The organism is Nonomuraea turcica (assembly GCF_030718205.1).
GTDB lineage: Bacteria > Actinomycetota > Actinomycetes > Streptosporangiales > Streptosporangiaceae > Nonomuraea.
The window spans coordinates 25,341-48,309 of the sequence record NZ_JAUZQF010000046.1 but is presented as its reverse complement, the minus strand read 5'-3'; the positions used below and the strand labels follow the sequence as shown (position 1 = coordinate 48,309).

Genomic DNA, 22,969 nt, shown 5'->3' with positions numbered 1-22,969 from the left:
CTGATCTGGCAGAAGTGCCTGCAGCTGCGCGGTGCCCGCCCGGCCGGGCCGCCGCCGGTCCCGGAGCGGTCGCCGATCACCGTGCAGCGCCGCGCGAACTCCTTCGGCGTCATCATGGTCACCCGGCAGACCGTCTCCCTCGGCCGCCTGCACGCCGGCCGGGTCGTCACCGTCCACGTCAGCGACACCACGCTGACCATCGACCTGGAGGAGGGGCCGCGCACCGTGCACCGCACCACTGACCTTCCGGTCCGCAACGTCAAAGTGCATCGGCCCTACAAGGTCGACCATGTTTCCTAGATCACCTGTCGCCTATGTCGTGGGACAGAAACGTCAGGCATCTCATGGGACTAGACAGGGCTGGCGGCGGTGCTGGCGGCGGTGCTGCGTGCCCCTGCCCGTGCCGGGGACGGCCCGTCCCCCGAGAGGCGCCCCGGCTGACCCACGCCTCGGGTGGTGCGCTGGCGGCAGACACTTGTCTACTTTTGACCTCCGGGGCGGTTATGGAGAGTGAACGTGGTGGAGTACTCGCAGGTCAGGACGTAGCGTTGGGATGGAAGGTAGGGATCGTATACCTCCCGGGTGATTGTGATGAGCCTTTCGGTGCGGGTGATGCAGTACGCCGATTACATCGTTGTAGTCCTGGACGGTGAGCTGGACATGGCCTCGGGTCCACGCCTGGTGGCCGCTGCCACCGAGGCTCTGGCGGGGGAACGCCGCTACCTGCTGGTGGACGCGGCCGGACTGACGTTCTGTGACTCTGATGGGCTGTACGCACTGCTGGAGACGCGGCGCGAGGTCACCGGAGCGGGCGGCACGATGGAACTGGCTCATGTGCGCGCCAGGTTCCGCCACGTTCTGGAGATCACTGGACTGAGCCGCGTCTTTACCATCACATCGGACGCGGCGGATCGCGGGTCCACGTCGCATGCTGGGCAAGGTCCATCAATTCCCCCTAAACGATCCGAAGATCCTTAGGTCGTGGAGATGAGTCGTCCGCGCGGGCCGGGTTTCCGTGCGCGGTGCCGGGGACGGCCCCTCGCGGCCCAGGCCCTTGCAGACGCCCCACCGAGGCCGCTGCCCACCCTGCGACGTTGGAGGTGCTGGGCGATAGCGCCGACGGCACCGGCGAGGTCCGCGCTGCGCTGGCCGATGCCGGGCATACCGTCCTCGTCAAGCTCGCACCGCTGCGTCCGGCCGTGGCGGTCACCGACGAAATCGGCAGCCCCACAGTGACGAAAGTAGGCCCCAGTTGGCAAGAGCTGGGGCCTATTTCTTTCTCACGGCCCGATTGGTTGGGGCTGCCCTCCGCTGGGAGGACGGTAGATGCCTCCGCTTGCAGATCACTTTCGGCTGGCTTGTGTGATTTAACTCATATTTCGGTGCGGGTGCGGTAGCTGGGTCAGGGTGCCAAACCGCAAGGGACCCCTGCCCAGCGTCGAACGCTGTAGGCGGCTGCCCTCCACATTCGCCTACTGCGGCGCGGACGCGGCGCCCTCCAATCGAGCTGGGATACAGGAGTAACAATCACGCCACCCGCTCCGAACCGGTTTGTTGCTCTGGTCAGTGGTCGGTGATGAGAGTGTCCGGGGCGGCGGCCTTGTCAGTTTCGGTGGGCAACTCTGGCGACATCGGATATTTCAACTGTCCGAGTACCCCTGTCTATCGAGTCGATGATGGCGCGTTTCTCCGTCGGGTTCGAGGATGACGCGGGCGATCTCGTCGATGGGTGCTGCGGGGAGATGCCAGGTCGGTGTGAAGTCGTCGGGCAGTGTGGTGCCGACGTAGATCGAGATTCGGGCTGCGCGAAGCATCGGCACGTCACCTGGAGTGTCACCCACGGCCGCGATCTGCTCGGGGGAAAGGTCGAGGGCGTTGGCGTACTCGGCGAGCAGGGTGGGTTTGGTTGCCGGGAAGACGTGGCGGTATCCGCCGCTGCCGTCGGGTTCGGTGCCGAAGTGTGCGTCGACGCCGAGGCGGCCGGCGAAGTAGGCGACGTTCGAGGCGAGTGCGAGGGACGCGATGATCGTGCCGATGCCGGCCGTGCGCAGCGCGGTGATGCCCTCGATCGCGCCGGGTGCCAGCGGGATGGTGGCGAGCGCCGCGTCCATGTCCTCGGTACTGAGGTGCTGGATGTATTCCCAGACACCGAGGCGCGCTGCGGTGAGCTCTTGTTCGGTGCGCGCCTGTTCCCAGACGGACATCTGAGCGGCAAACCCGAACGCGTCGGCGATGGCCTCTAAGCACGTTTGCCCACGTGTAAGGGTGCCATCAAGGTCGAAGGCGACCAGCCGAATCCCGGTCGGGACGTCGACAAGATCCCGTTGATCAGGGCCAGTGCGTTGGTATGACATCGATACTCCGAATCAGGTGTTGTTCCGGCGGCTGGCTTCGGCGGCGTAGGTGGTCCAGTCGCCGCTGCTGGCGCGCTGCCAGGCGACGGCTACCGTGATGTGGATGCCGAGCATGCGGGCCAGGACGGCGGCGGGCAGGTCGGTCGCGAGTTGGAACAGGGCGGTGGAACGGGCCTGGCCAGAGTGGATGCCGAGGTCACGGAGACGTTCGGCGAGCCGGAAGGAGCTGATCGGGCGTCCGGGTTGCCCGCCGGGGAACAGCCAGGGCGAGGTGGCGTGGTCGCCGATGGCGGCGTGGCCGCGGCGCCTGGCCGGCAGGTGCCGGACGAGGTCGTCGAGGGGTTCGGGCAGGATGACCGGTTCGCGTCCGAGGCTCAGCCGTACCTGCTCGTCGTCGACGTGCACGTGGTCGAGGGTGAGGCGGCTGATGGTCGACGGCCACTGGGCGTAGAGAAGCACGAGCAGTCCGGCGACGCGATCTTCGGGGGCGAGGGCATCGTCGTGGAGCAGGCGGCGGGCCTGGCCCCAGCGGGCCTCGGTGTCGATGGTGCCAGACGGGCCGCCCCACCGGGTGGCGGGGAAATCGAGGCTGGTCAGCTTCTGTTTCTTGGCCCAGCGGACGAAATGCCCAGTCTCGCGGCGGCGCGTGGCCTGATCGCTGGTCATCCAGCTGTCCAGGTGGCTCTGCCCGCAGGTCCCCAGGCTGAGGTTGTGGACGGTGAGCCAGTCCAGATCTGGCCGCTCGTCAGGGTGTGGGTGTCAACGGCGCCACTCCACGGGGTCCTCGCGGTAGTTGTCCTGGTCGAACTTCGCGCCGACGATGTCGATACCGGAACGGGCGGCGGCGAGCCGGCAGGTCTCGAAGCTCGCGCCGGCCCTGGCGAAGTCCTTGGGTGCGGACTGCCGCTTGCAGCCGGGCATGCTGCCTGTCACCACGGCGCCCGTGCCCCCGCCGTCCGCGGTCACCGGCTGCAGGAAGGGGGCGGACATGAATGACATGTCGCTGCCGTCGACGTTCTCGATGGTGTAGCGGATGTAGTAGGGCTGGATTCCCTGCGCCCGCTGCCCGAACTGCCGCTCGAACTCGCCTTGGTCACCCTTCTGGACGGCGGTGACGGTGATCCCGATCGAGCCCTTGCGGTGCGGCAGGACCGCCCTGTGGCCGATCTTGAGTTTGGTCCCGGCCGCGGTGGTCTCCTTGCTCGCGGTCGTGGTCGGCTCCGAGGTCTCGGCTGGTTCTGAGGTCTCGGCCGGATTCGAGGTCTCGGCGGGTGGCGCTTCTGACTGGCTGGGAGCCTGGCGGGCCACGTTCTCGGTGGGTCCGATGCTGCCGCAGGCGGAAACCGCGACGGCGGCCGCTCCAAGAACTCCGAGGAGTGCACGTCTCAAGGGCATGGCAAAGGATCTTTGAGCATCGTACGGAAGGAAGTCGATGGCAGACAGTCCACAACCTCTTAACACCACGTCCACGGCGCGCTCAGTGAGGGCCGGAGCGAAGCGCGTCGTGCCTGAAGTCCCTGGGTGAGGTGCCGAACGCCCTGCGGAAGGCGCGGCTGAAGTCCGCCGGGTGGGAGAAGCCCCACCTGTCGGCGATGCCGTGGATGGGGATGTCGCGCAGGACGGGGTCGGCCAGGTCGCGGCGGGCGCGTTCGAGGCGCTGGGTCCTGATCCAGGTGGAGACCGTCGTGCCCTGCTCCTGGAAGAGCCGGTGCAGGTAGCTGGGGGAGATGTGGTGCGCGGCTGCGAGCGCGCCGGGGGTGAGGTCGGGCTCGCGCAGGTGCTGCTGGATGAAGGCCTGGACGCGCAGGGTGAGGGTGTGCCGGTGCGCCCCGGCGGCCGGAAAGGAGGGGTCGGTTTCGAAGGCGTGCGCGAACAGCGCGTCGATCAGGCCGAGGAGCGCCATGCCCACGCGCGGGCGGTCGGCGGGGCGGTAGGAGCCCGCGCCGTTGTTGGCCAGGGTGGTGACGAAACCGGTCAGCAGGGCGCCGACCCCGTCGTCACCGGGGATGCTGCGGCCGAGGATCCGGTCCACGTGGCTGGTCGGCAGCGCCAGGAGTGGCTTGGGGATGGTAACGGTGGCGTGCTGGAACGGGGTCCTGCCGTCGGGCGTTAGGAAGTCGCACTGTTGCAGGCGCGAGATGTCGTGGACGAACAGGTCCCCCACGCCGGAGGCGACCTGCCGGTCGTTCCAGGTGGCGTGCAGGGTGCCCCGTAAGGGGATCTGGAGCTGGTACGCCTCGTCGTGCGCGAAGTCACGGGTGGGGGTTGGGTTGCGCCACATGTGCATGGGCGCGAAGGTCTTCTTGGCCACGCGCAGGGCGCCGAATTCCGTCTCGTGGTCGTCGGCGTAGAAGTTCTGTGCGTGATCGCTGGTCATCTCGAAGTCCGACCCGCTGCAGATGCGCTCGCGCCAGCGGTCGAAGCGTTCCTTCGTGGGGATGCCGTCGATCCGGAAACCGTTCTCGATCACATTGTCCTTTCTTGCCCGGGGTGCGGGGGGCAACGGCTCGGCCGTGTCGTCACGACACCGGGGCACACCGCGTACGCCCTGGACCTTCGGCAGCGATGGGGCAGCCGCGATCGTGCGCACCTCGCCCGTGCAGCAGCGCGCGCAACCCTGTCCAACAGCGTCGCGGCGAACAGGGTTCCGGCTCCAACGCTAGGATTCCCGGCCGCCACGGCGGAATCGGGGCAGATGCCGGACAAGCCGGTACCTAGGTTCAGTGACCGGCGTCCGGCTTTCCATCCCCTCCCTCGGCCGAGTAGCGCGCTCCGTACCAACCGGGCACGGTCACTCTGCCGGCTGACCCGGATTCGTCGATCCGGCGCAGGCCGGCAGCGAGATGGACAGCCCCGTCTCCGGCAGCCGCCGCAGCCTGGGCACATACCCCTGAACGGCGTTGCGTGCCGAGGCCGGAGGCTCCTGTTTCCAGAGCGCCCGCATCAGCCGATCGAATGGAACCGTCCGGCCCGGATTCAGCAGCAGCATCGCCAGCACCGAACGCCGCTGCCGGGTGGAGGGGCCGAGGAACCTGCGACCCGCCCGGAACCCCGACGGGGCCCCAACAGACGGAACTCCACGCCGCCCGACCGGTGCGCCTTCGAGGGGCGGCTGCCGCGCGCCGTCATGTCCTCGCGCGCCGCATGACACACCGAGGGTCTTCTTAACGTGGTTCCGGGAGGTGTGCCGTCGCCAGCCAGCCGCGCCCGGCATTGGCGCGGGCGGGGTCGAACGCGGGCGGCGTCGGGCGTTCGCAGGCGGCCGCGGCCTCGGCGATGTCCGTCACGGTCGGCTGCCAGCCGTGCCGGGCGAGCCAGGTGTCCAGGCTTTCGGTGGGGCCGCCCCGCCACAGGCCGACGAGTTCGGCGGAGATGTCCGCGCGGGCGGTGCGCAGCAGGTCGGAGTCCTCTCCGTGGTCGAGGACGAGAGCGCTTCCGGGGGCGGAGGCAGCGGTGATCCGGTCGAGGAGCAGGTCGGCGGCTTCGGCTGGTAGCGCGTACAGGATGCCCTCGGCCAGCCAGGCGGCCGGCCGATCGGGGTCGAAGCCGGACGCTGCCAATGCGCGCGGCCAGTCCTGGCGCAGGTCGGTGGCGACCTCGACGCGGTGGCACGTGGGGGTGGCGTCGTGACGGGCCAGTACGGCGTCCTTGAACGCGAGCACGTCGGCGAAGTCCAGCTCGAAGACCGTGGTGCCGGGCGGCCAGGGGAGCCGGAACGCGCGGGCGTCCATGCCGCACGCCACGAGGACCACCTGGTCGCACCCCTGCGCGGCCGCGTTCAGCAGGGCGTGGTCGAAGAATTGGGTGCGTACGGCGACCTGCTCGGCCATCGCCTGCAGGAAATGCGCGGTTGCGGGCGAGGGGCCGGCGGTCCATGCGGAGGAGGCCGGGTCGGCGGCTTGGAGGAAGTGCCGCGCGTAGGGGTCGTTGAACAGGCGGTCCGGCCGGTCGCTCTCCTGGGCGCGCAGGAGCGCGACTCCCAAGGCGGTGGCGCCGATTCCGGTCAGGCTTTCGGGGATGTTCGGCTCTCGTGTCACGGGGCTTTCCGGCTCCTTCTTGGCAGGGGTTTCACGGGCGGGCGGCCAGGGCGCGGAAGTAGTCGCCGACGGGTGCGAAATCGACGCTGTCGCCGCGGTAGCCGACGTACTTGTCTGGGCGGATCATGTACAGGCTGGGGCGGCGCACGCCGTAGCGGTTGTGCGCCTCGCTGCGCAGATCGGCGAAGATGCCGTCCATGGGGTCGTGCGGCAGGTGGCCGCGGGTGATGACGTGGACCTCGCCGTGCCGGGCCATCGCCTCGCGTGCCGTGGCCTGCCAGGCGGCCAGGGTGGCGGAGTCGGTGGTGTCCGCGGCGAACAGCAGGAGGTGGTGGCCCGGCGTGCGGAGCAGGTGCCGCAGCGCCACCGGGCCCTCGCGGTTCTCGACGTAGGCGTCCCGCACCAGTTCTCCGGCTTCCGGACCGGTACGGGCGATGTCGCTCCACGCCTTGGCTGGCGACTCCTGCCAGCGTTCGAAGACCAGGTCGCTGTCGCGGTAGTGGACGAGGTGCTCGCCGAAGGCGTTCGACAGCCGCTGCTGCACGGGGTTGAGGCCGCCGAAGAGACGCAGCGCGTGCCGTCTGGCCCGGCGGGCGGCCAGTGTGCTGCCGGTGGCGACCTTCGTGGTGGTCGAGGTGGCCTCGACCACGGCCTTGACCACGGGCCAGCGTTCGGCCTGGTAGCTGTCCAGGAGGGATTCGCCGGCGCGGCCGGTGACGACGAGCGCGAGTTTCCAGCCCAGGTTGTAGGCGTCCTGCATGCCGGTGTTCATGCCCTGGCCGCCCACCGGGCTGTGGCTGTGCGCGGCGTCGCCGGCCAGCAGGACCCGGCCTTCACGTAGCCGGTCGGCCAGGCTCTCGCGGGCCACGAAAGACGAGCTCCACTGCAGGTCTCGTACGCGGGAGTCCAGGGGTGTGCGGTCGGCGACGTAGGCGGCGAAGTGGTCCAGCCCGGGATTGTCCGGTGGGTTGTCGTCCGGGGTGCTGGCCAGGATGCGCCAGTAGCCCCCGATCATGGGGAAGACGGCCACCAGGCCGGACCGGTCGAAGTAGACGTGGAAGCGGTCGCGGGTGAGTGGCCAGTCCACGGCGACGTCGCCCAGGATGAAGCCCCGCTTCAGATCGGCCCTTTTCCGGGTGATGCCCGCTGTCTCACGGACGGTGCTGTGGGCGCCGTCGGCGCCGACCAACCAGCCCGTTCGGCACCGCTCGCGGCGCCCGTCTCCGTGCTCGAGTTCCACGCTCACGCCGTATTCGTCGGCCTCCTGCCCGAGCAGGCGGGTGCCCCATTCGACGGTGACCCCGAGTTGCTCGGCATGCTCGCGCAGCAGCGCGACCGTCTGCCACTGCGGGATGCACAAGTCAAGCGGGAACGGTGAGTCCACGGCCGTCACGTCCATCTCGGCCAGGGTTGTCGTGCCCTGGTAGAAGTTCAGCGTGTGCAGCGGCACGCCGCGTTCGATGGCGGCCTGAGCGAGCCCGAGATCGTCCAGCATCTCCAGCGATCTGGCCACGATGGACACGGCCCGGCTCTCCCGGTGGCCGGCGCTTTCGGCGTTGACGACGCGCGGGATCACGCCTCTGCGCGCCAGCTCTATGGCCAGCACCAGGCCGGTCGGTCCCGCGCCGGCGATGAGAACATCCACTTTCGTAGTCAACAAACCCACCCTCTTAGAACGAACGACCGTTCTTTTTAGAACAGCACGACCCCTCGCTCACGTCAAGAGCGAATGTTCGTTCTCTATCGAGCGGATTGCGCGGGCGCCGACATCAGGGCCTGCAGGCCGCTCCTGAAGGCCACCGGATCCGCGTGTCCGTACACCGCACGGAACACCAGAAACCCGTCCACGAGCGCCATCAGGACATCGGCCACGTGCTCGGCCGGGACGTCCGCGGACAGCAACCCGCGCTGCTGATGCCGCGCCACCAGGCCGCCGACCACGCCGCGAGCCTCCTGCATGACTTCCTTCAGCTTCGCGCACAACGACGGCGAACGCAGCGCCTCCGACCACACCTGGACCAGCAACTGGGCGGACTCCCGCGATGCGGACAGCGGTGGCCGATCCACCCCCAGCACCAGATCGACGATGTCGTCCAGATCCGGCAACCTGGCGGTCTCATCCGCCTCGAACGCCGACGCGACCTCGGCCAGAGCCTCGGTGGAGATCGCCGCGATAATGTCGTCCTTGCTCTTGAAGTAGCGATAGACGGCTCCGGCCGACAGCTCCGCCTCGGACAAGACGTCCTGCATGGACGTGGCGTGAAAGCCGTTGCGGATGAAGCACCGCCGGGCGGCGTCCAGGATCTGGCGGCGGCGGGCCTCGAGGTGCTCTTTGGGCATGCGTGCCATGGGACCCCAACATAGAACGAACATTCGTCCTTGACAACGCCTCCCATTTCGCCATAGTGAAAGAACATTCGTTCTCTTTACTTGGAAGGGCCCCTGCCATGTCATTCGCCGCCACCACGCTGAGTGCTCTGGTCGCTCTCGTCTTCCTGCTCGCCGGCGCGCAGAAGCTGCTGCTTCGACCTCAGGTGGCCGCCAACCTGCTCAGACTCGGCGTCGGCTCAGCGACGACCCGGTCCATCGGCGCCCTGGAGATCGCCGGCACCCTCGGGCTCGTAGCCGGCCTCTGGTGGAGACCGCTCGCCGTCGCAGCGGCAGCCGGTCTGACACTGCTGCTGATCGGCGCGATCGGATATCACCTGCGTGCCCGCGACTTCACCCACCGGCGCCACCGCTCACACGCCGTGGTTCCGGTGCTGCTGGCCCTGGTCACCGGGGCGACCACGATGTTGCTGCTGACGCTGTTGTGAATACGGGACGAGCCACGCGAGGATGGCGATTCGGACTGGACCGTCAGGGGACGGCTCACCTGACATTGCAACACCGCACCTTGTGGCGCTGCACCAAGATCTCGGCGTCCTTCGACGCCAGGCTGCGCCCCGGCAACATCAGTCAACCGGCCGGACAGCCGCAGGTTACCAATCTGTCATACCGGCCGTGGAACGCCTTGAAGGCGGTCGCGCGTTTGAGGAGTCATGATCTTTGCTCGTCAATGGTGGGGTTGGTTCGGCGGCGGCCTGGCCCTCGCCGGATCGATGATCACAGGCTGGGCGTACTTCGTCTGGCGGTCGCTGCCCTCCTCGCCCGCCCGGCCTCCCATCCTCACCACAGCGGCGCTCATCCTGGGGGGATCGCTGATCCTTTGGCTGGTCGTCGCCGTCGTCCGGACGGCCCGAAATGCGGCGGGGCGGCAATCGGACGGCGCGCGGCCACCGGCTGATGTTCGCGTCCGAGCGTGGGCGTGCGCCGTGGTGCTGGGGGCGCCTGCCGTATTCGGGTGGATCAAGGTCGGGGACGGCTTCGCGGCGGGTGTGCCGGAGGTGTCCGAGGCCGCGTTCGCAGCGGGGCTGACGGCGGCGGTGGCCGGGTTCGTCGTCATGGCCATCGCGTTCACGCCGGTGAAGAGGGGGATCGCCGGCGCGGTGGGCGGATCCACTGTTGTAGCGGCGATAACCGCGGCGGCTGTGGTCGCCGCCGTGGTGCTGCCCGTCAACGCCAGCACCACGGAGAAAAGCGGACGCTCGGCGGCAGTGCCGGCGTCGGTGAGTAAGGTCGGGTGGCAGTGGAAGACTCCCGATGACAGGCCCGTAGAAGAGGTCGTGATCGCGGGCGACGGGCCGGTGGTGAAGGTCACGGACGGCCTCGTCGCGCTGGACGGCGTCACCGGCAAGGAACGCTGGCACCACCGCAGGCCGGGATCCAGAGCCGGCGATTTCTGGGCATCGCCCGACGGAAACACCGTGATGGTCGAATTCGGGTGGCGGGCGTGGGTGCTGGACGCGCACACCGGCGAGGTCGTCGGCGTCCGCTCGCAAGAGTGGGGCAGCCACCCGGAGGTACGGTTGAGCTCCAGAGGAGTTGTCACCTGGCACTCTGGCAGGCCGGGTCTCACCGGATGGGATCCGGCCACGTCGGAGATCTCCTGGCGGTACGAGGCACCAGGAGGCTGCGTGGAAGGACCCGGCTCCCGGTCGACCAGCCCGCGGGAGATGGCACGCGACGTGTTCGCTCTGGTGATCTTCTGCGCTCCAGGGATCGAGGAGGAGGCCAACAAGGTTGCTTGGAGGCGCGACGAGGGCGGTCAGGAGTACTGGCAGTACAAGCGGAGCCGGTTCACTGTCACGGTGCTCGGGCTCGATCCCGCAACGGGCGCTGAGGTGTGGCGGCACGAGCGGAAGGTGTCGGCCATGCCGTACACCATCGAGATCCACCGGTCGTCGGCTGCGGACGCTCTGTCGGTGATCTGGGGCGAGCGGGAAGGCGTAGTACTGGCGCAGGCGTCCGGAAAGGTCATCGCGGAACAGCGGGTGACCGGCCCGTTCACCGCCAACGGCTCCCTTGTCGCGCCGGAGAGGGTGCCGTCGAAGGTGGACGACTTCGTCTACCGCTGGGAACCGTTCGGAACGGGCGGCCAGAAGCGGGTGTCGCTTTCCCTGGCGGGCCTCGAGCGATCGCACTTCGGGGACCTCACAGCCGTGGATCTACCCCTGGACAGCGCACTGATCACCGCGTACCCATCCTGGAACGGCAACATGACCATGACCGTCACCGCGCTCGTCGCACCGTGGGACACACCTGAGACGGTCCGGATCCCGATCGGTCTGCCTTGGCACGAGCGCACCTCGGACACGAGGCTCCACCTATCGGTGTTGCGGGCCCCCGGCTCAGTGATCGTCTCCCACACAGAGAGCTCGACGATCACCGGCCTGGTCTGATGTATGCATCCCCTCATACAGATTCTGGCTCTGCCAAGATTGTTGTGGTGACGGACTGTAGCGCTCGCGTTTCACCGTTTTCCAAGATCGACGTGCGCGTAGCGAGCGCCGGTTTCCGGGGGCTTCGCTGGTATACCAGGCGGGAACCGGAATGCGGGAGGAGCATCGGCGGTGTCTGTAACACCCTGGTTGAAGGTGATCCGTCGATGCTCCCAGATGGCACGTTACCGTCGCTGGCCGCGCTGCTGGCGGTGTTCCGGTCGTGTTTCACCGCGCCGGGTCATCGTTCGTTCGTCGCTCTTGTGGTGGGGTTGATCGCACAGACGCGGCGGGGCACGGGGCACGGTGTGCGGGATGCTGCTGAGCGCCGGGCTGGAACGGGTGTGGCATCATTGCCGCGCGCACCGCTTCTTCTCCGCGTCTCGCTGGTGCGCCGACGCTCTCGGGCTGGTGTTGTGTGATCTGGTCGTGGCCCGGCTGCTGCCGCCGGGCTCGGCGATCATCGTGGTGGTCGATGACACCCTGTTCAAACGGTCGGGCAAGAAGGTGTTCGGCGTCGCCTGGCATCACGACGGGGCGGCCTGCCCCAGAGCGATGGAGGCCGATGATCGTTGAAATGCGCTTCGTACTCGGCCAGCACACGCCGCAGATAGCAGGGCTGACCCCATGAGTCGATCTTGATGCGGTAGGGGAAGGGGTCACGATCCCGTTACTCGGCGTACGGCGTGCGGGGCGCAGCAGCAGCATCATCGGCGCCATGGCGGAAGAAGAAGACGAGCGCGTGGGTGTAGACCGAGCGTCAAGACACTCTGCAGTACGTGCTAACGACTTCGCCCTTCACCCCGCCTAAGCTCGCTGCCGCATGACACAAGGTCATCGGGCAGAAGCGAAAAGGGGCCATGAGCAATGAAGGTCATGATGCTTGCGACCATCGTCGCAGCGGCGGCAGTTGTCACCCTCACTCCTGGCGCGGCCCACGCCGACCCTCCGCCAAGCGGGTGTACTCACGGATTCGGCTGGCAGGACGACTACACCTGGGCCAATTGCACATCCGGATCGGGATATGTGCGGGCCGTCGCCCACTGCGCCAGCAAGACTGACAAGAAACCGGTAAACGGCCCGTGGAAGCCGGTAGGCACACAGTCGTCTGCCAACTGCCCCAGCACGTACCCCTTGGCCGTCGCCCACGACTACGACATCAAGGGGCCCTGATCAACAGAACGGCGAACACCTCGATGGCGTTCGCAACCCCTCATGATCTGCTGACCGCCGACCATCGTCGCGCCAGGCGGCGATCGCCTGTACGGCCCGCTCGGAGGAGCGGCCCGGGCTCGGGGGTGGCGATCATGGCTGCTGCGGGACCCGGTTCAGGTCGCGTCGCGGGCGCAAGCGCGAACGTCGGCACCAGACGCGGGTCGTTGAACGCCGTGATGCGGGAGATCCGGGCCCCGATCAAGGTCAGGAGCTGGATGCCGTACGCCTCGTACCGGCCGTTGCTCGAGCGCCGGTAGACGACCAGGGCGGGCTGGCCGTTGGCGCGGGTGGGCACCATCCGCCACAGATCCCTGCGTAGCACCCGGCCGGCCAGGAACCCGGCGACGGCCCACTGGCCGGTGAACCAGGTCGGGATCGGCGGCATCTCCATCTCGATGTCGGCCCGCAGCAGGCTCACCAGCGCGTCAGCGTCCGCCTGGGTGAACGCGTCGACGTAGCCGTCGAGCAGCGTTCGACGGGTTGCCTCGTCCGGCTCGGCCAGGTCGTCCTCGACCGGTCCGGCCTCGGCCAGGCTGGCCCGGGCGCGGCGGAGCGCGCTGTCGACGGCCGCGGTCGTCGTGTCCAGCATCTCGGCTCGGCGACCTCGGCCGTCCGGAACGCCAGCACGTCGCGCAACGTGAGCACGGCCCGCTGGACGTCGAACACCAGCATGTTCGTCTTGCCGCCGTTGACTCGGCGGCGCTTGTTGATGACGAGTGGTGCGAGATGGTGATCGCCTTGGGCGACGATGGCCCAGACCATCACAGAAGCGGCCCTGCGCTGGCGGTGCGGCGGGCGCACGCTCGGCGGGCAGGATGGTGGTCAGCATCCTCTCCCGTGCGGACCGCGAGCAGGCCAATCCGGACTTGTCGATCGTGATCCCGACCGGCGTCGGGGAGGCCCGCAATTCCATCATCGTGAGCTCCGGAGACGCCGTGATCGCGGTCGGCGGGTCTTGGGACACGTTGTCCGAGGTGTCATTCGCCATGCGTCGCGGCGACATCCCCGTGGTCCAGCTCGGCGGGTGGCGCCTCCTCGACCAGGACGGCCGCCTGGTGCCGGGGATCCGGTATGCCGCATCGCCGGAGGAGGCGCGGACCGTCACCGGGCTCTGGTGACGGCGCCACGCACCGAGGTGGTGCCGACCTCACTTCTCGTAGACGCAGAGTCAAGGAAGTGTGGACTCTGTGCATAAGTCTGATGTGGCAATGCTGGGTAGCGTGGCGAATGCCTGGCGATAGGGCAACTGACCGGGGGAGTAAAGCCAAGCGAATCACTCGTGGGATCGGCCCCCGTCTTGGGGGTACCGGCACCGACAGGTGCCGTAGTGAATCAATCGATTGGAGCATGACACGTGAAGCGCAAGACCATTCTCGCCATAGGCGCTCTATTGCTGAGTGCCACAACCCTATTCAGCTCGAATGCGACCGCTCAGGCCAGCTCGGCCGCCGCCTCATGTGCTGAGTTCTGCCTGTTCCAGCACGACGAACACAACTTCTGGGGCGGGGAGTGGGTCATGTTCTGGCCGAACGGCACCTGTCAGAACGTGGATGGCCCCATGAACGACAGCGCGAGCTCGATGATAAATTCGACGGACCGGTCCGTAAGGTTGTATAATAGCCGTAATTGTGCGGGCGCGGTGGGCTACACCGCCAAGCCCAACAGCGAGGACGAAGACTTCAGCAATAACGGTTTCGACAATAAGGCGAGCTCCCTCAGATAGTCGCATGGGTGGGGCGGAGTGTGCATCTGGCATCGTCGCCACACTCCGCCCATGTTTCATAGGAGCTCAACGTGTCTGTTCGGCTGACGAGCGCGGTGCTGGCTCTCATCATCGCGGCCGGTGGCTGCTCGGCGGCGACGGCAGAATCCCCCTCTCGACCGGGCGAAACGACAGCGTCTGCCGTGCATGTTCCGTTCCCAGGTGAAGAGGCTCAGCAACTCGCCGTCCCCTTCGACGCGTACAACTTCTCCCCGGCCGAGATCATGACGATCGAGGCCGCGGAGGATCTCCTCATCCGCGACTGCATGCGCGGCCAGGGGATGGAGTGGAAAGTTGTGCCTCTCCCGGCCGAGGAGGATATCGAACCACAGAACCGCCGCCGTTACGGCGTCATCGAGCCGCAGATCGGCCGGCTCTTCGGCTACCACACCCCCCTCGACCGGCCATCGGTGGCGCAGTACAACGCGGCACGGAACGACCGAATGGCGCAACTGTCGCCTGCAGCGCGGCGTGCCGCTCACGGCGATCCCGCCGAGGATGCGGACGGCTGCTCGCAGAAAGCCCGTGAGCATCTTTCGAAGGGCACCCCGAATATCGACACGTCTTTGTTCAACACGCTTATCAGCCAGACGTTTGATGAATCTCAGCGCGACGGAGATGTCGTAGCAGCATTTCGCGCCTGGAGCGCATGCATGAAAGAGAAGGGGTTTCATTACCCAGATCCTCTCGCGGCCGTCACCGACGAGCGGTGGATGAGCGCCGGGAGTCCCTCCCGTCAGGAGACCACGGCGGCGGAGACAGACGTTTGGTGCAAAGAGAAGACCGATCTCGTCTCGATCTGGGCCGCGGCGGAGAAACGCATTCAGCAAGACGCCGTTCGCACGCACGCAGCGTACTTTCGGGCACTTAAGATCAGCAAGGGTCAGCAACTCAAGGCCGCGGCACTCAACTTGAGGATGAAGCCAGCATCAGTTGAGGGGCCACGGTGATTCCGGACAGTGCGCCTGCCGAAAACTACATCCATGCAGTTTAAGCTGCATGCGAGTACTCGCGGAGCACACCGCCAAGCCGGTCTCGTCGGCCTATGTTGAGGTCGACGATTCGCTCTGGATCGATGATCGGGATGGGGACGGTACGCAGTGGCGCTGCCTGGCCAAGGGCTTGGTGGGCTCGGTGTTGGTTGTAGAACTGTTCGTACTCGCGTAGAGCGTGGCGTAGGTGGTTTTCGTTCCAGATCAGGCAGCGGTCCAGAAGTTCGTGGCGGCACGATCGCACCCTGTGGGGCTCAATTGCAGGATTTGGTCCTCTGACCTGCCGGTTCTCGGCGTGGCGTTAGCCGGCGATCTGATACTCGTTGATGAGGCCGCCGAGGACGGCTCTGCGGTGGACTTCGTGGCGGGCGAGGTCGATGGGGGTTGGCGGTCCGGTTTCGGCTTGGGACGGGCACAACTGTCCGATGCCGCGGTGAGGTCGGGCCGTGTTGTAGTGCCCCAGGTAACGGGTGAGGGCTCGGCGCAGATGGTGCTCGTTGAGGATGAGCATGCCGTCCAGGAGTTCATGGCGTAGGGTGCCGATGATCCTTTTCGCAGTGCGCGTTCGCTTTCGGGGCCTGCGGTGGGCTCTCGATGACCCGCAGGCCGGCGTCGGCGAAGACCGCGTCGAAGGCATCGGTGAACTGTCCGCCACGGTCGCGGATCAAGAACTTCAGCTTCGTCATGTCTGTGTCGATGAGGAAGTTACGGGCGGCCTGCGTGGCCCACGGGCCGGTCGGTTGGCGGTGACGCCGAGCAGGTGGGCGCGGCGGCTGCTGTGTTCGAGCATGATCAGGGCGTACAGGCGTGTGAGGTTGGCAGTGTCCACATGCAAGGAGTCGACGGCGACGATGTGCTCGGCCTGAGCGGTCAGGAACTGCTTCCACGTTGGCCCGCCACGGCGCGGAGCGGGGTCGATCCCGGCCTTGTTCAGGATGTTCCACACGGTCGAGGAAGCGATCTTATGGCCGAGGCGGGTAAGTTCGCCATGGATGCGCCGGTGGCCCCACCTCGGGTTCTCCGCGGCCATGCGCAGGATGAGAGACTTGACCGCAGCCGCGGTCGGTGGCCGTCCGGGACGGCGACGGTTGCTGGTAGTCCCACTTCTTCGCCACGAGGTTGCGGTGCCAGGCCAGCAACGTGGCCGGGGTTATCGGGAAGATCCTCCCCCATTGGCGGCGGGGTACCAGGTGCGAGAGCGCCGCCAACCACAGGCGATCGGCCCCCTCGTAACACACCCGCGGGACCTGACGGCGCAGGACCGTGTTCTGATGCCGAGTACCAGCAGTTCCGCCTCCTTGGGGACGCTCCTTCCTAGCAGCAGCGCGGGAAAAGACAGCAGGCGACGGGCGACGGCGTACACCGTAGACAGGATCACGAATCATGATCCCAGGCGACCCAGACCAGCCACTCGGCGCCCCTGAGCCCTTCCGCCCACCGGACGAAGGGCTCTGCGCTGGAAGTGATCCGAGTTCTTGAGCCCCGCAGCAAGGCGCACCCCCAAAAGAATTCTTTGCGCTTTCGCGTCGTGTGATGAACAATGCGGACATGCGCAACCCTGACACCGCACGCCTGCGCGCTTTCGCTCATCCGCTCCGATTGCGGATCCTGTCGCTACTGACCGGCACCAGCATGAGCGCCACAGAACTCGCCCGCGAACTGGGCGATACGCAAGCCAACGTGAGCTACCACCTGCGCATGCTCCACCAGGCAGGGTTGGTCGAGGTAGCCGAAGAGGTTTCGGTTCGAGGGGGAAAGGCCAAGCGTTACAGTCACGATCCGTCCAGCGGCGCCAACATGCCCCTCACGATCGGTGAGGAGCAGGTGCTGATGGCCGTTGCACTGAGCACCGAACTGCGCCGACGAGCAGACAGCTTCAAACCGGGCTCGAGGAACGCCATCGTCGACGCCGACCTGTGGGTCACGCCGGAGTTGTGGTCGGAGATCCGGACGGCGGCACTTGAACTCGCACGCCGATTGCATGCCGGAGCCATGCCGCCTCACGCATCGGGGGCGGTCCGCACCAGCACCACAATGGCCCTCTTCGAGATGGGCGAGCAATGAGCCGCGTCGTGAAGCCTTTGCGGCACAGAAACTTCCGGTGGCTCACCGCAGCGAGGACGATCGACCACCTGGGTAACGGCATGGCCCCGATCGCGTTGGCTTTCGCGGTACTGGATCTGACCGGTTCGGCGGCCGATCTCGGCGTCGTGGTCGGAACGCGTGCGATCGCCAGCGTGGCGCTGATGGGGGGGTGCTTGCCGATCGTCTGCCGCGCAAGCTGCTCCTGGAGGGTGCAGCGCTACTCGCGGCGGTCAGCCAAATGGTCGCCGCGGCCGGCATGCTCGGTGGGTTCGCTTCCATCCCTCTGCTCGCCACGCTGGGTGCGGTCAACGGAGCCGCAACAGCTGTGACGATGCCGGCCGCGTCGGCGATCACGCCGCAGACGGTTCCAACTGATCTGCTCCGCCAGGCCAACGCCCTGGTCAGGACGGGCATGTACAGTGCGATGATCATCGGCGCGTCGGCAGGTGGCCTACTGGTCGCCACAGTTGGCTCCGGCTGGGCATTGGCCATCGACGCGGCAACTTTCGTGGCGACGGCAGGATGCTTCGCAGCCGTACGAGTTCCCTCGACTTCTGGCATGCCGCGCAGCCAACCGCTCGCCGAGCTACGTCAAGGATGGCGAGAGTTCACCGGCCGCAGCTGGGTGATCGCGATCGGCCTGCAGTTCTTGGTTCTCAACGCGGTGTTGTCGGGAGCCATCCAAGTGCTCGGCCCAGTGATCGCCGACGACACGATCGGACGCACGTCGTGGGGGTTGGTGACCGCCGCCCAGATGCTGGGCTCCGTGCTGGGGGGCGTGCTGGCTGCGCACTGGCAGCCGAAAAGGGCCTTACGGTACGGTACGGCGCTCGCCGCAGTCACAGCCGTGCCGATATTCGTGCTCGCGCACCAACCTCACCTCGTCGCATTGTCGGCCGGGATGCTCGCTGGCGGTCTGGCGACCGAGCAGTTCGGGGTGGCATGGGATGTCTCACTGCAGGAGAACATCCCCCAGGAGGTCCTCGCCCGCGTCTATTCCTTCGAAGCCGTGTGTTCATACGCCGCCATCCCACTCGGGCAGATCGTGGCTGGGCCACTCGCCGCAGCCATCGGCATCACCGCAACGCTCGACGGCGCAGCGGGCTTGATCATTCTGGCGACTATCGGGGCCCTCGCAGTGCCCGGCGTCCGACATCTCTCCACACGCACAGGGGCCGAGCCCTCGCCCCGTCCGATCGATCAGGTCAGCGCAAAACAGTGAACCAGTCACGTGGGCGGGGCGGACAAGATCCACGCTGGTGTTCATTGTGTGCCCTGTCTCGGGTCGCGAGGCAGGCACGATATCGCGCATGACCGCCATGACGTCAAAGTCACCGTCCTGGACCGGGACGGATGGTGCGCCGCAGGGCAGGCACTGCCGTCCCGACCGTTCCCACCAGCTACTGCGGACCGTCCCTGCGGGCCCGGATCGCGAGCTCGCGCCAGACGGCGTCGCGGGTGGCGTTGCACAGCCTGCGAGAGGTCAGCAGGTCGCGAAGCTCCGTCAGCAGGATCTGGCGCCGAGGCAGCTCCGGGGAGAGCTCCTTGCCATCGATCATCAGGCCGCCGGTGCGCACCCCGGCCGCCACTGTGGTCTACTTCCCGATCATCGGCTTCGCTCTGGATCAGCATGCACTGTCGAGTTGAACTTGCCACCGTTGGGGCCCGACTACACAAGACGCAGACCCGCCTATGTAGACGCTCTTGAGGGCAAGAGTCGGTGGCTGGGCCAGACCGACGCGGTCGAGGTAGCGAACTTCGCTGTGCAGGCCGCCAAGATCAGAGCCGAGGTCGATGCCGCAAGCGAGGACCAGTCGGACATCCGAAACTGAGCTATCGCCCTGATCATCGGGACTGTGGCGTTCTCCGCCCGCTACCCCTTGCATCCTCTTTAATCTTGGGCTCGTTTCCATTCCCGGATGGAACAGCCCGCGGGCCCCTCTCGGCCGCCTGCACTCAAAGCGACCACGTTATGGACCCGGGTGATGTTCGACGGGACGACGGTTACCGTGACCCGGCGGCTCGCCTTGATCCCTGGTCGCCGGACTCGCCGGTATCCCCTGGCGGACGTGATCGACGCTGATTGGCTGACGGATGCGCCGTTGAAGACCCGGAAGGCCAGGGCTGCCAAGCACGACAGCACGGCGATGAGCACGGCCAGTCGTGCGGGGCTGCCAGTCGGCGGCTGGCTGGAGCCGCTTCGGGGCTCGGGATCATCCGGGCCGCGGGCGTCTGTATCCCGTGGGGTGTTCACCGGCCACCGTCAATGGCTTGAGGCGCTTCGGGCTGCCCGGCCGGGTCCTGCATGGGGGGGAGCAGGAGTCGGCGTTCGCCCCGGGCCGGGTCGCCCAAGGCGGTGGTCAGGGTGTCGAAGCGCATGGTACGGCGATCGGCCGGGGTATACGCCTCCCACGCGGGGACACTCTGAGCGTTGGGATTCCCGGTGCGTACGAACGCGGCCACGGCTCGGCGGAAGGTGCGGCCGATCGGTTCGACGGTAGCCGGGTCGACGCCGTGGAACATGGGGGACGCTGACCATGCGGGGAGGTTGTCGAACAGCAGCGGGATGTCCACGGTGTGGCAGGCGCCCAGGGCCGGGGATCTCCAGTCCATCTGGTAGACGTAGCCGGGATGGCCGTGGCGGGCGCGAGCCTCGGCGACCTGGAGAGCCGGCAGCCTGACCAGACAGTCGGTGGTGATGTCGGCCAGGACCTGGGACGGAGTGGCCCCGGGGCGCCGGTTCGCGTAGTAGTCGTAGATGTCTCCTCCGGCCGTGCCGGGCGCCAGCCGTTCCAAGATCTGCAGGACGGCCTCGCGAGTGATGGCCACGGCGGACGGGTCGATGGCGAGGAAGGGGTTCATCTCCTCGGCGGTGGCGCCGAGGAGAACGTCGATGCCGCTGCCCGCGCCGTTGGCGAGGGCAGAAAGCACGGGCGTGGGCAGGCCCGGGCCGCCGGCGATCGGATGCATCGGCGGAGCCGGGGCGCCGATGCGGCGCCGGCCACCGCCTGCGACGAGCTGCTGGTAGCCGGTGATCAGTTGTTCGGCCGGCAGGTCGCGCAGCCGGTGAGCTGTCGCCGGTGTCAGGCCGAGGATGTGCAGGTATTCCCCTCCGGTCTGTTCGGCTTCGGATGGCGAGGGCATCGGGATACCGATGGGGCCGCTTTGGGCGAAGACCCGGCGAAACAGACCGGATGCCGACGGCGAGGTCAGGAGCGCCACCGAGGTCACCGCGCCGCCGGACTGGCCTGCCACGGTGACACGATCGGAGTCACCGCCAAAGTCGGCGATGTTCTCCCGCACCCAACGCAGGGCAGCCACGGCGTCCAGGAACCCCATGTTGCCCTCGGCGACGCCGGGAACGCGTAGGAAGCCCAGCGGTCCGAGCCGGTAGTTCAGCGTGACGACGACGATGTCTTCGGCCGCCGCCAGATTCCGGCCGTGATAGCCGGGCCAGGAGCTGGCGCCACTGAGCCAGCCGGAGCCATGAATCCACACCAGCACGGCACGAGGCGCGCCGGTGACGCCCGGGGTCCAAATGTTCAGCGTGAGGCAGTTGTCCTCGCCTTGGGCCAGTGACGGCGAGCCGGTCAGCAATTGCATCGCGTCCACCGGCTTATCCGGGTTGGCGGGTGGCTGCGGGGCGGCCGGCCCGAAAGCGGTGGCCGGTCGGATCCCTCGCCAGCGGGCATGGGGTTGCGGAGCGGCGAAGCGCAGGTCGCCAACGGGCGCGGCGGCGAACGGCACGCCGAGGAAGGAGGCCACCCGCCCGTCCCAGCTCCCCTGGAGGCTGCCCAGGCCAGTGGTGACAACAGGGTTCGGATTGTTCATGACCCATCCTTGAGAAGGAACGTTCATTCTCATCACTTCAGCACACCCCTGGCGAAGTTGACAAGAGCGAACGTTCATTCCAAGCTCGGAAGCGTGTCAGCCTCACCGAATGCAGCCAGCGCGCGCCGTCAGCACGTCCTGGCCGCTGCACGCCGCTGTTTTCTCGACAACGGCTTCCACGCGACATCCATGCAGGACATCCTGCACGAAGCGCAGATGTCGGCCGGGAATCTCTACCGCTACTTCCCCAGCAAGGACGCCATCGTGCTGGCCATCGTGGAAGCCACCCTGGTCGAGGTGACCACCGCGTTCGAACGGACGCTCCTCGACGAGCCGCCCACGCTCCTGGAGGCGCTCGCCGAGATCCTGCGCGCCATCGAACGACTGGATACCGAAGACGGGACCCCGCGGCTCGCCATCCAGATCTGGGGCGAAGCCCTGCGCAACCCGGCGACGGCCTCGCTCTTCACCGACGCCATCGCTCCCGTCAAACTGTGGTTCGTCCAGCTCATCGAAGCCCACCAGCACCGCGGTCTCACCCCAGGCGAGGTCTCACCCGAACATCTGGCAGGCGTCCTGCTCGGTAGCATCCACGGCTTCATCGTCCAGCGGGCCCTGCTAGGACTCGATGCCAACAGCTACGCCGAAGGCCTGCGAAGCCTCCTCACGACCACGCCCACAGCCGACCAACCGGCGTAACGCAATCGAATCTTCTTGGCCCCTGTTTCAAGCCCCAAACGGCGTTGATCTTGTACGGAATCGATCGTTAGGTATGTCGTCGGTCACCGCGACCGGCCGGCCGCCCATGTGGCCCTGAGCGCGGGCGGCGTCCAGGCCCAAGCGTGCCTTCTTGGTGTGCAATATCCCGTGAGTTCCCCTGAGCTTGTCCGACCTCTTTAGCCGCAGGACCTGGGAAAAGATTGCGCCACCCGGATAGCCGAACACGCCCTCGGCTTCCGAGATTACGAAGCGACTTGATCAATTGCCGTTTCTGCCCATACCTCGGCTGAACCCGTAATACGCACGTGCCGGGTGGGGGGCGGCACGCGCGTGCGGGGTGTGGGGAGGGGCGGAGCGCCCACAGGAGTTACGGGGAGCGGAGCGCTCGCAGGGTGGCGCCGGAGGGTCAGAGCTCGCAGTTAGTCTCGACGTCCTCGGCACCGCCGTTGCAGGTGTCGGTGTCGGTGTCGCCGCTCAGGGTGTCGACGGCGTTGTCGGACGGGCCGGACAGGGTGTCGTTGCCCGGGCCGCCGTTGATGACGTCGCTGCCGACATTGCCGTTGAGCTTGTCGTCGCCCTTTAGGCCGCTGATCGTGTCGTCGCCGATCCCGCCGTCGATCTGGTTGGCCCTGTCGTCGCCGCGCAGGACGTCGCCGGCCCTGCCGCCCACGATGTTCTCCACGCCGGCGCCGATGTTGTCGCCCTCGTCGGCCACGCCGTCGTTGGCCGCTCCGTCGAGCGAGACGGTCAGGGGGTGGACGCGCGAGCTGTAGTCCACGGCGTCCACGCCGCCCCTGCCGATGAGGGTGTCGGCGCCGTCGGTGAGGACCTCGGCCTGCAGGATATCGTTGCCCTGGCCGCCGTTGAGCGTGTCGTTGCCCGGGCCGCCCATGAAGCGGGAGTTGCCGTCGCCGGCGTCGACGCGGTCGTTGCCGTCGCCGCCGAACACCCGGCTGCTGATGGCGCTGAGGTTGCTGACGACATCGTCCTGGTCACCCAAAGAGATCTGGATGTACTGGACGAAACCATTGCAGCGCACACCGCCGTCGAACGGCTCGCAGAAGGCGCCGTGCTGGACCACGTCACCGGAATCCCTGATCACGACGGCAGGGCAAACCCAAGCTGGCTGCCCTGTGCCGGGAGTCGGCGGAGC

The 22,969-nt window shown here is 67.3% G+C and carries 24 protein-coding genes and 2 pseudogenes; 11 read left to right on the top strand and 15 right to left on the bottom strand.

All coding sequences use genetic code 11. From position 1 onward, the window contains the following. Positions 1-591 precede the first annotated feature (591 nt). A complete protein-coding gene (locus tag Q9G87_RS57290) occupies positions 592-978 on the top strand; it encodes an STAS domain-containing protein (protein WP_305925114.1) in 387 nt (128 codons plus the stop codon). A 662-nt stretch (positions 979-1,640) separates the two neighbouring features. Here Q9G87_RS57290 and Q9G87_RS57285 read toward each other — a convergent pair. The 8 genes from Q9G87_RS57285 to Q9G87_RS57250 all read right to left on the bottom strand — a co-directional run bounded on the left by Q9G87_RS57285 (position 1,641) and on the right by Q9G87_RS57250 (position 8,731). Beyond that, positions 1,641-2,354: an HAD family hydrolase gene (locus tag Q9G87_RS57285; protein ID WP_305925113.1), complete on the bottom strand. Its 714-nt coding sequence runs from the start codon at positions 2,352-2,354 to the stop codon at positions 1,641-1,643. A 12-nt stretch (positions 2,355-2,366) separates the two neighbouring features. After that, positions 2,367-3,020 (bottom strand): hypothetical protein, encoded by a 654-nt coding sequence (locus Q9G87_RS57280; RefSeq protein ID WP_305925112.1) that lies wholly within the window; start codon positions 3,018-3,020, stop codon positions 2,367-2,369. Positions 3,021-3,113: 93 nt separating this feature from the next. Next, complete coding sequence (locus Q9G87_RS57275; RefSeq protein WP_305925111.1) at positions 3,114-3,749, bottom strand: hypothetical protein; 636 nt, start codon at positions 3,747-3,749, stop codon at positions 3,114-3,116. An 82-nt stretch (positions 3,750-3,831) separates the two neighbouring features. Beyond that, complete coding sequence (locus Q9G87_RS57270) at positions 3,832-4,824, bottom strand: helix-turn-helix domain-containing protein (RefSeq protein WP_305925110.1); 993 nt, start codon at positions 4,822-4,824, stop codon at positions 3,832-3,834. A gap of 321 nt (positions 4,825-5,145) precedes the next feature. Then, complete coding sequence (locus Q9G87_RS57265; protein WP_305925109.1) at positions 5,146-5,568, bottom strand: AfsR/SARP family transcriptional regulator; 423 nt, start codon at positions 5,566-5,568, stop codon at positions 5,146-5,148. Continuing rightward, positions 5,519-6,391, bottom strand: a complete 873-nt coding sequence (locus tag Q9G87_RS57260) for an SAM-dependent methyltransferase (RefSeq protein WP_305925108.1) — start codon at positions 6,389-6,391, stop codon at positions 5,519-5,521. Before Q9G87_RS57260 ends, Q9G87_RS57265 begins: the two co-directional genes overlap by 50 nt. Positions 6,392-6,422: 31 nt before the next feature. Next, positions 6,423-8,036, bottom strand: a complete 1,614-nt coding sequence (locus Q9G87_RS57255; protein WP_305925107.1) for an FAD-dependent monooxygenase — start codon at positions 8,034-8,036, stop codon at positions 6,423-6,425. A 95-nt stretch (positions 8,037-8,131) separates the two neighbouring features. Next, a complete protein-coding gene (locus tag Q9G87_RS57250) occupies positions 8,132-8,731 on the bottom strand; it encodes a TetR/AcrR family transcriptional regulator (RefSeq protein WP_305925106.1) in 600 nt (199 codons plus the stop codon). 107 nt (positions 8,732-8,838) lie between these two features. On the opposite strand from Q9G87_RS57250, the gene Q9G87_RS57245 reads away from it, so the two are divergent. From Q9G87_RS57245 to Q9G87_RS57235, 3 genes and pseudogenes are all read left to right on the top strand, one after another. Then, positions 8,839-9,207 (top strand): DoxX family protein, encoded by a 369-nt coding sequence (locus Q9G87_RS57245; RefSeq protein ID WP_305925105.1) that lies wholly within the window; start codon positions 8,839-8,841, stop codon positions 9,205-9,207. A 225-nt stretch (positions 9,208-9,432) separates the two neighbouring features. After that, positions 9,433-11,172: an outer membrane protein assembly factor BamB family protein gene (locus Q9G87_RS57240; RefSeq protein WP_305925104.1), complete on the top strand. Its 1,740-nt coding sequence runs from the start codon at positions 9,433-9,435 to the stop codon at positions 11,170-11,172. A 342-nt stretch (positions 11,173-11,514) separates the two neighbouring features. Beyond that, a pseudogene (locus Q9G87_RS57235) lies at positions 11,515-11,787 on the top strand (transposase); the annotation flags it as partial. Between the two features lie 637 nt (positions 11,788-12,424). Here the strand turns inward: Q9G87_RS57235 and Q9G87_RS57230 are convergent. After that, positions 12,425-13,015 (bottom strand): sigma-70 family RNA polymerase sigma factor family protein, encoded by a 591-nt coding sequence (locus Q9G87_RS57230; protein ID WP_305925103.1) that lies wholly within the window; start codon positions 13,013-13,015, stop codon positions 12,425-12,427. A 127-nt stretch (positions 13,016-13,142) separates the two neighbouring features. Between Q9G87_RS57230 and Q9G87_RS57225 the strand changes: the two genes are divergently transcribed. The 4 genes from Q9G87_RS57225 to Q9G87_RS57210 all read left to right on the top strand — a co-directional run bounded on the left by Q9G87_RS57225 (position 13,143) and on the right by Q9G87_RS57210 (position 15,355). Next, a complete protein-coding gene (locus tag Q9G87_RS57225) occupies positions 13,143-13,544 on the top strand; it encodes an SLOG cluster 4 domain-containing protein (RefSeq protein WP_371825998.1) in 402 nt (133 codons plus the stop codon). Between the two features lie 236 nt (positions 13,545-13,780). Next, complete coding sequence (locus tag Q9G87_RS57220) at positions 13,781-14,149, top strand: peptidase inhibitor family I36 protein (RefSeq protein WP_305925101.1); 369 nt, start codon at positions 13,781-13,783, stop codon at positions 14,147-14,149. A 71-nt stretch (positions 14,150-14,220) separates the two neighbouring features. Further along, a complete protein-coding gene (locus Q9G87_RS57215) occupies positions 14,221-15,138 on the top strand; it encodes a hypothetical protein (RefSeq protein WP_305925100.1) in 918 nt (305 codons plus the stop codon). A 49-nt stretch (positions 15,139-15,187) separates the two neighbouring features. Continuing rightward, a complete protein-coding gene (locus Q9G87_RS57210) occupies positions 15,188-15,355 on the top strand; it encodes a hypothetical protein (protein ID WP_305925099.1) in 168 nt (55 codons plus the stop codon). 126 nt (positions 15,356-15,481) lie between these two features. On the opposite strand, the gene Q9G87_RS57205 is transcribed toward Q9G87_RS57210, so the two are convergent. From Q9G87_RS57205 to Q9G87_RS57195, 3 genes and pseudogenes are all read right to left on the bottom strand, one after another. Continuing rightward, positions 15,482-15,691 (bottom strand): integrase core domain-containing protein, encoded by a 210-nt coding sequence (locus Q9G87_RS57205; protein WP_305925098.1) that lies wholly within the window; start codon positions 15,689-15,691, stop codon positions 15,482-15,484. Between the two features lie 13 nt (positions 15,692-15,704). After that, positions 15,705-15,866, bottom strand: coding sequence for a hypothetical protein (locus tag Q9G87_RS57200; RefSeq protein WP_305925097.1), 162 nt, complete (start codon positions 15,864-15,866; stop codon positions 15,705-15,707). Then, a pseudogene (locus tag Q9G87_RS57195) lies at positions 15,863-16,279 on the bottom strand (helix-turn-helix domain-containing protein); the annotation flags it as partial. The pseudogene Q9G87_RS57195 and the gene Q9G87_RS57200, both read right to left, overlap by 4 nt. Positions 16,280-16,728: 449 nt before the next feature. Here Q9G87_RS57195 and Q9G87_RS57190 point away from each other — a divergent pair. After that, positions 16,729-17,244, top strand: a complete 516-nt coding sequence (locus tag Q9G87_RS57190) for an ArsR/SmtB family transcription factor (RefSeq protein ID WP_305925096.1) — start codon at positions 16,729-16,731, stop codon at positions 17,242-17,244. 190 nt (positions 17,245-17,434) lie between these two features. Beyond that, positions 17,435-18,487, top strand: coding sequence for an MFS transporter (locus Q9G87_RS57185; protein WP_371825997.1), 1,053 nt, complete (start codon positions 17,435-17,437; stop codon positions 18,485-18,487). Positions 18,488-18,665: 178 nt separating this feature from the next. Here Q9G87_RS57185 and Q9G87_RS57180 read toward each other — a convergent pair whose 3' ends face one another. Beyond that, entirely contained in the window at positions 18,666-18,854 is a 189-nt protein-coding gene (locus tag Q9G87_RS57180) for a hypothetical protein (protein ID WP_305925095.1), read from the bottom strand. Positions 18,855-19,515: 661 nt separating this feature from the next. Further along, positions 19,516-21,096, bottom strand: coding sequence for a carboxylesterase/lipase family protein (locus tag Q9G87_RS57175; protein WP_305925094.1), 1,581 nt, complete (start codon positions 21,094-21,096; stop codon positions 19,516-19,518). A 93-nt stretch (positions 21,097-21,189) separates the two neighbouring features. On the opposite strand from Q9G87_RS57175, the gene Q9G87_RS57170 reads away from it, so the two are divergent. Then, positions 21,190-21,795 carry a TetR/AcrR family transcriptional regulator gene (locus tag Q9G87_RS57170; RefSeq protein WP_305925093.1) on the top strand — a complete coding sequence of 202 codons (606 nt, stop codon included), beginning with the start codon at positions 21,190-21,192 and terminating at the stop codon, positions 21,793-21,795. A gap of 427 nt (positions 21,796-22,222) precedes the next feature. Here Q9G87_RS57170 and Q9G87_RS57165 read toward each other — a convergent pair whose 3' ends face one another. Further along, positions 22,223-22,918 (bottom strand): calcium-binding protein, encoded by a 696-nt coding sequence (locus Q9G87_RS57165; protein WP_305925092.1) that lies wholly within the window; start codon positions 22,916-22,918, stop codon positions 22,223-22,225. Between the last annotated feature and the right edge of the window lie 51 nt (positions 22,919-22,969).

What these genes read in the sequence shown, in the direction of transcription:
- Q9G87_RS57210 (WP_305925099.1), top strand. Translation starts at nt 15,188, where the DNA reads ATGCGAGTACTCGCGGAGCACACCGCCAAGCCGGTCTCGTCGGCCTAT.
- Q9G87_RS57230 (WP_305925103.1), bottom strand. Translation starts at nt 13,015, where the DNA reads ATGCTGGACACGACGACCGCGGCCGTCGACAGCGCGCTCCGCCGCGCC.
- Q9G87_RS57200 (WP_305925097.1), bottom strand. Translation starts at nt 15,866, where the DNA reads ATGACGAAGCTGAAGTTCTTGATCCGCGACCGTGGCGGACAGTTCACC.
- Q9G87_RS57280 (WP_305925112.1), bottom strand. Translation starts at nt 3,020, where the DNA reads ATGACCAGCGATCAGGCCACGCGCCGCCGCGAGACTGGGCATTTCGTC.
- Q9G87_RS57175 (WP_305925094.1), bottom strand. Translation starts at nt 21,096, where the DNA reads ATGAACAATCCGAACCCTGTTGTCACCACTGGCCTGGGCAGCCTCCAG.
- Q9G87_RS57265 (WP_305925109.1), bottom strand. Translation starts at nt 5,568, where the DNA reads ATGCCGGGCGCGGCTGGCTGGCGACGGCACACCTCCCGGAACCACGTT.
- Q9G87_RS57240 (WP_305925104.1), top strand. Translation starts at nt 9,433, where the DNA reads ATGATCTTTGCTCGTCAATGGTGGGGTTGGTTCGGCGGCGGCCTGGCC.
- Q9G87_RS57250 (WP_305925106.1), bottom strand. Translation starts at nt 8,731, where the DNA reads ATGCCCAAAGAGCACCTCGAGGCCCGCCGCCGCCAGATCCTGGACGCC.
- Q9G87_RS57285 (WP_305925113.1), bottom strand. Translation starts at nt 2,354, where the DNA reads ATGTCATACCAACGCACTGGCCCTGATCAACGGGATCTTGTCGACGTC.
- Q9G87_RS57245 (WP_305925105.1), top strand. Translation starts at nt 8,839, where the DNA reads ATGTCATTCGCCGCCACCACGCTGAGTGCTCTGGTCGCTCTCGTCTTC.
- Q9G87_RS57275 (WP_305925111.1), bottom strand. Translation starts at nt 3,749, where the DNA reads ATGCCCTTGAGACGTGCACTCCTCGGAGTTCTTGGAGCGGCCGCCGTC.
- Q9G87_RS57205 (WP_305925098.1), bottom strand. Translation starts at nt 15,691, where the DNA reads ATGCTCATCCTCAACGAGCACCATCTGCGCCGAGCCCTCACCCGTTAC.
- Q9G87_RS57290 (WP_305925114.1), top strand. Translation starts at nt 592, where the DNA reads ATGAGCCTTTCGGTGCGGGTGATGCAGTACGCCGATTACATCGTTGTA.
- Q9G87_RS57190 (WP_305925096.1), top strand. Translation starts at nt 16,729, where the DNA reads ATGCGCAACCCTGACACCGCACGCCTGCGCGCTTTCGCTCATCCGCTC.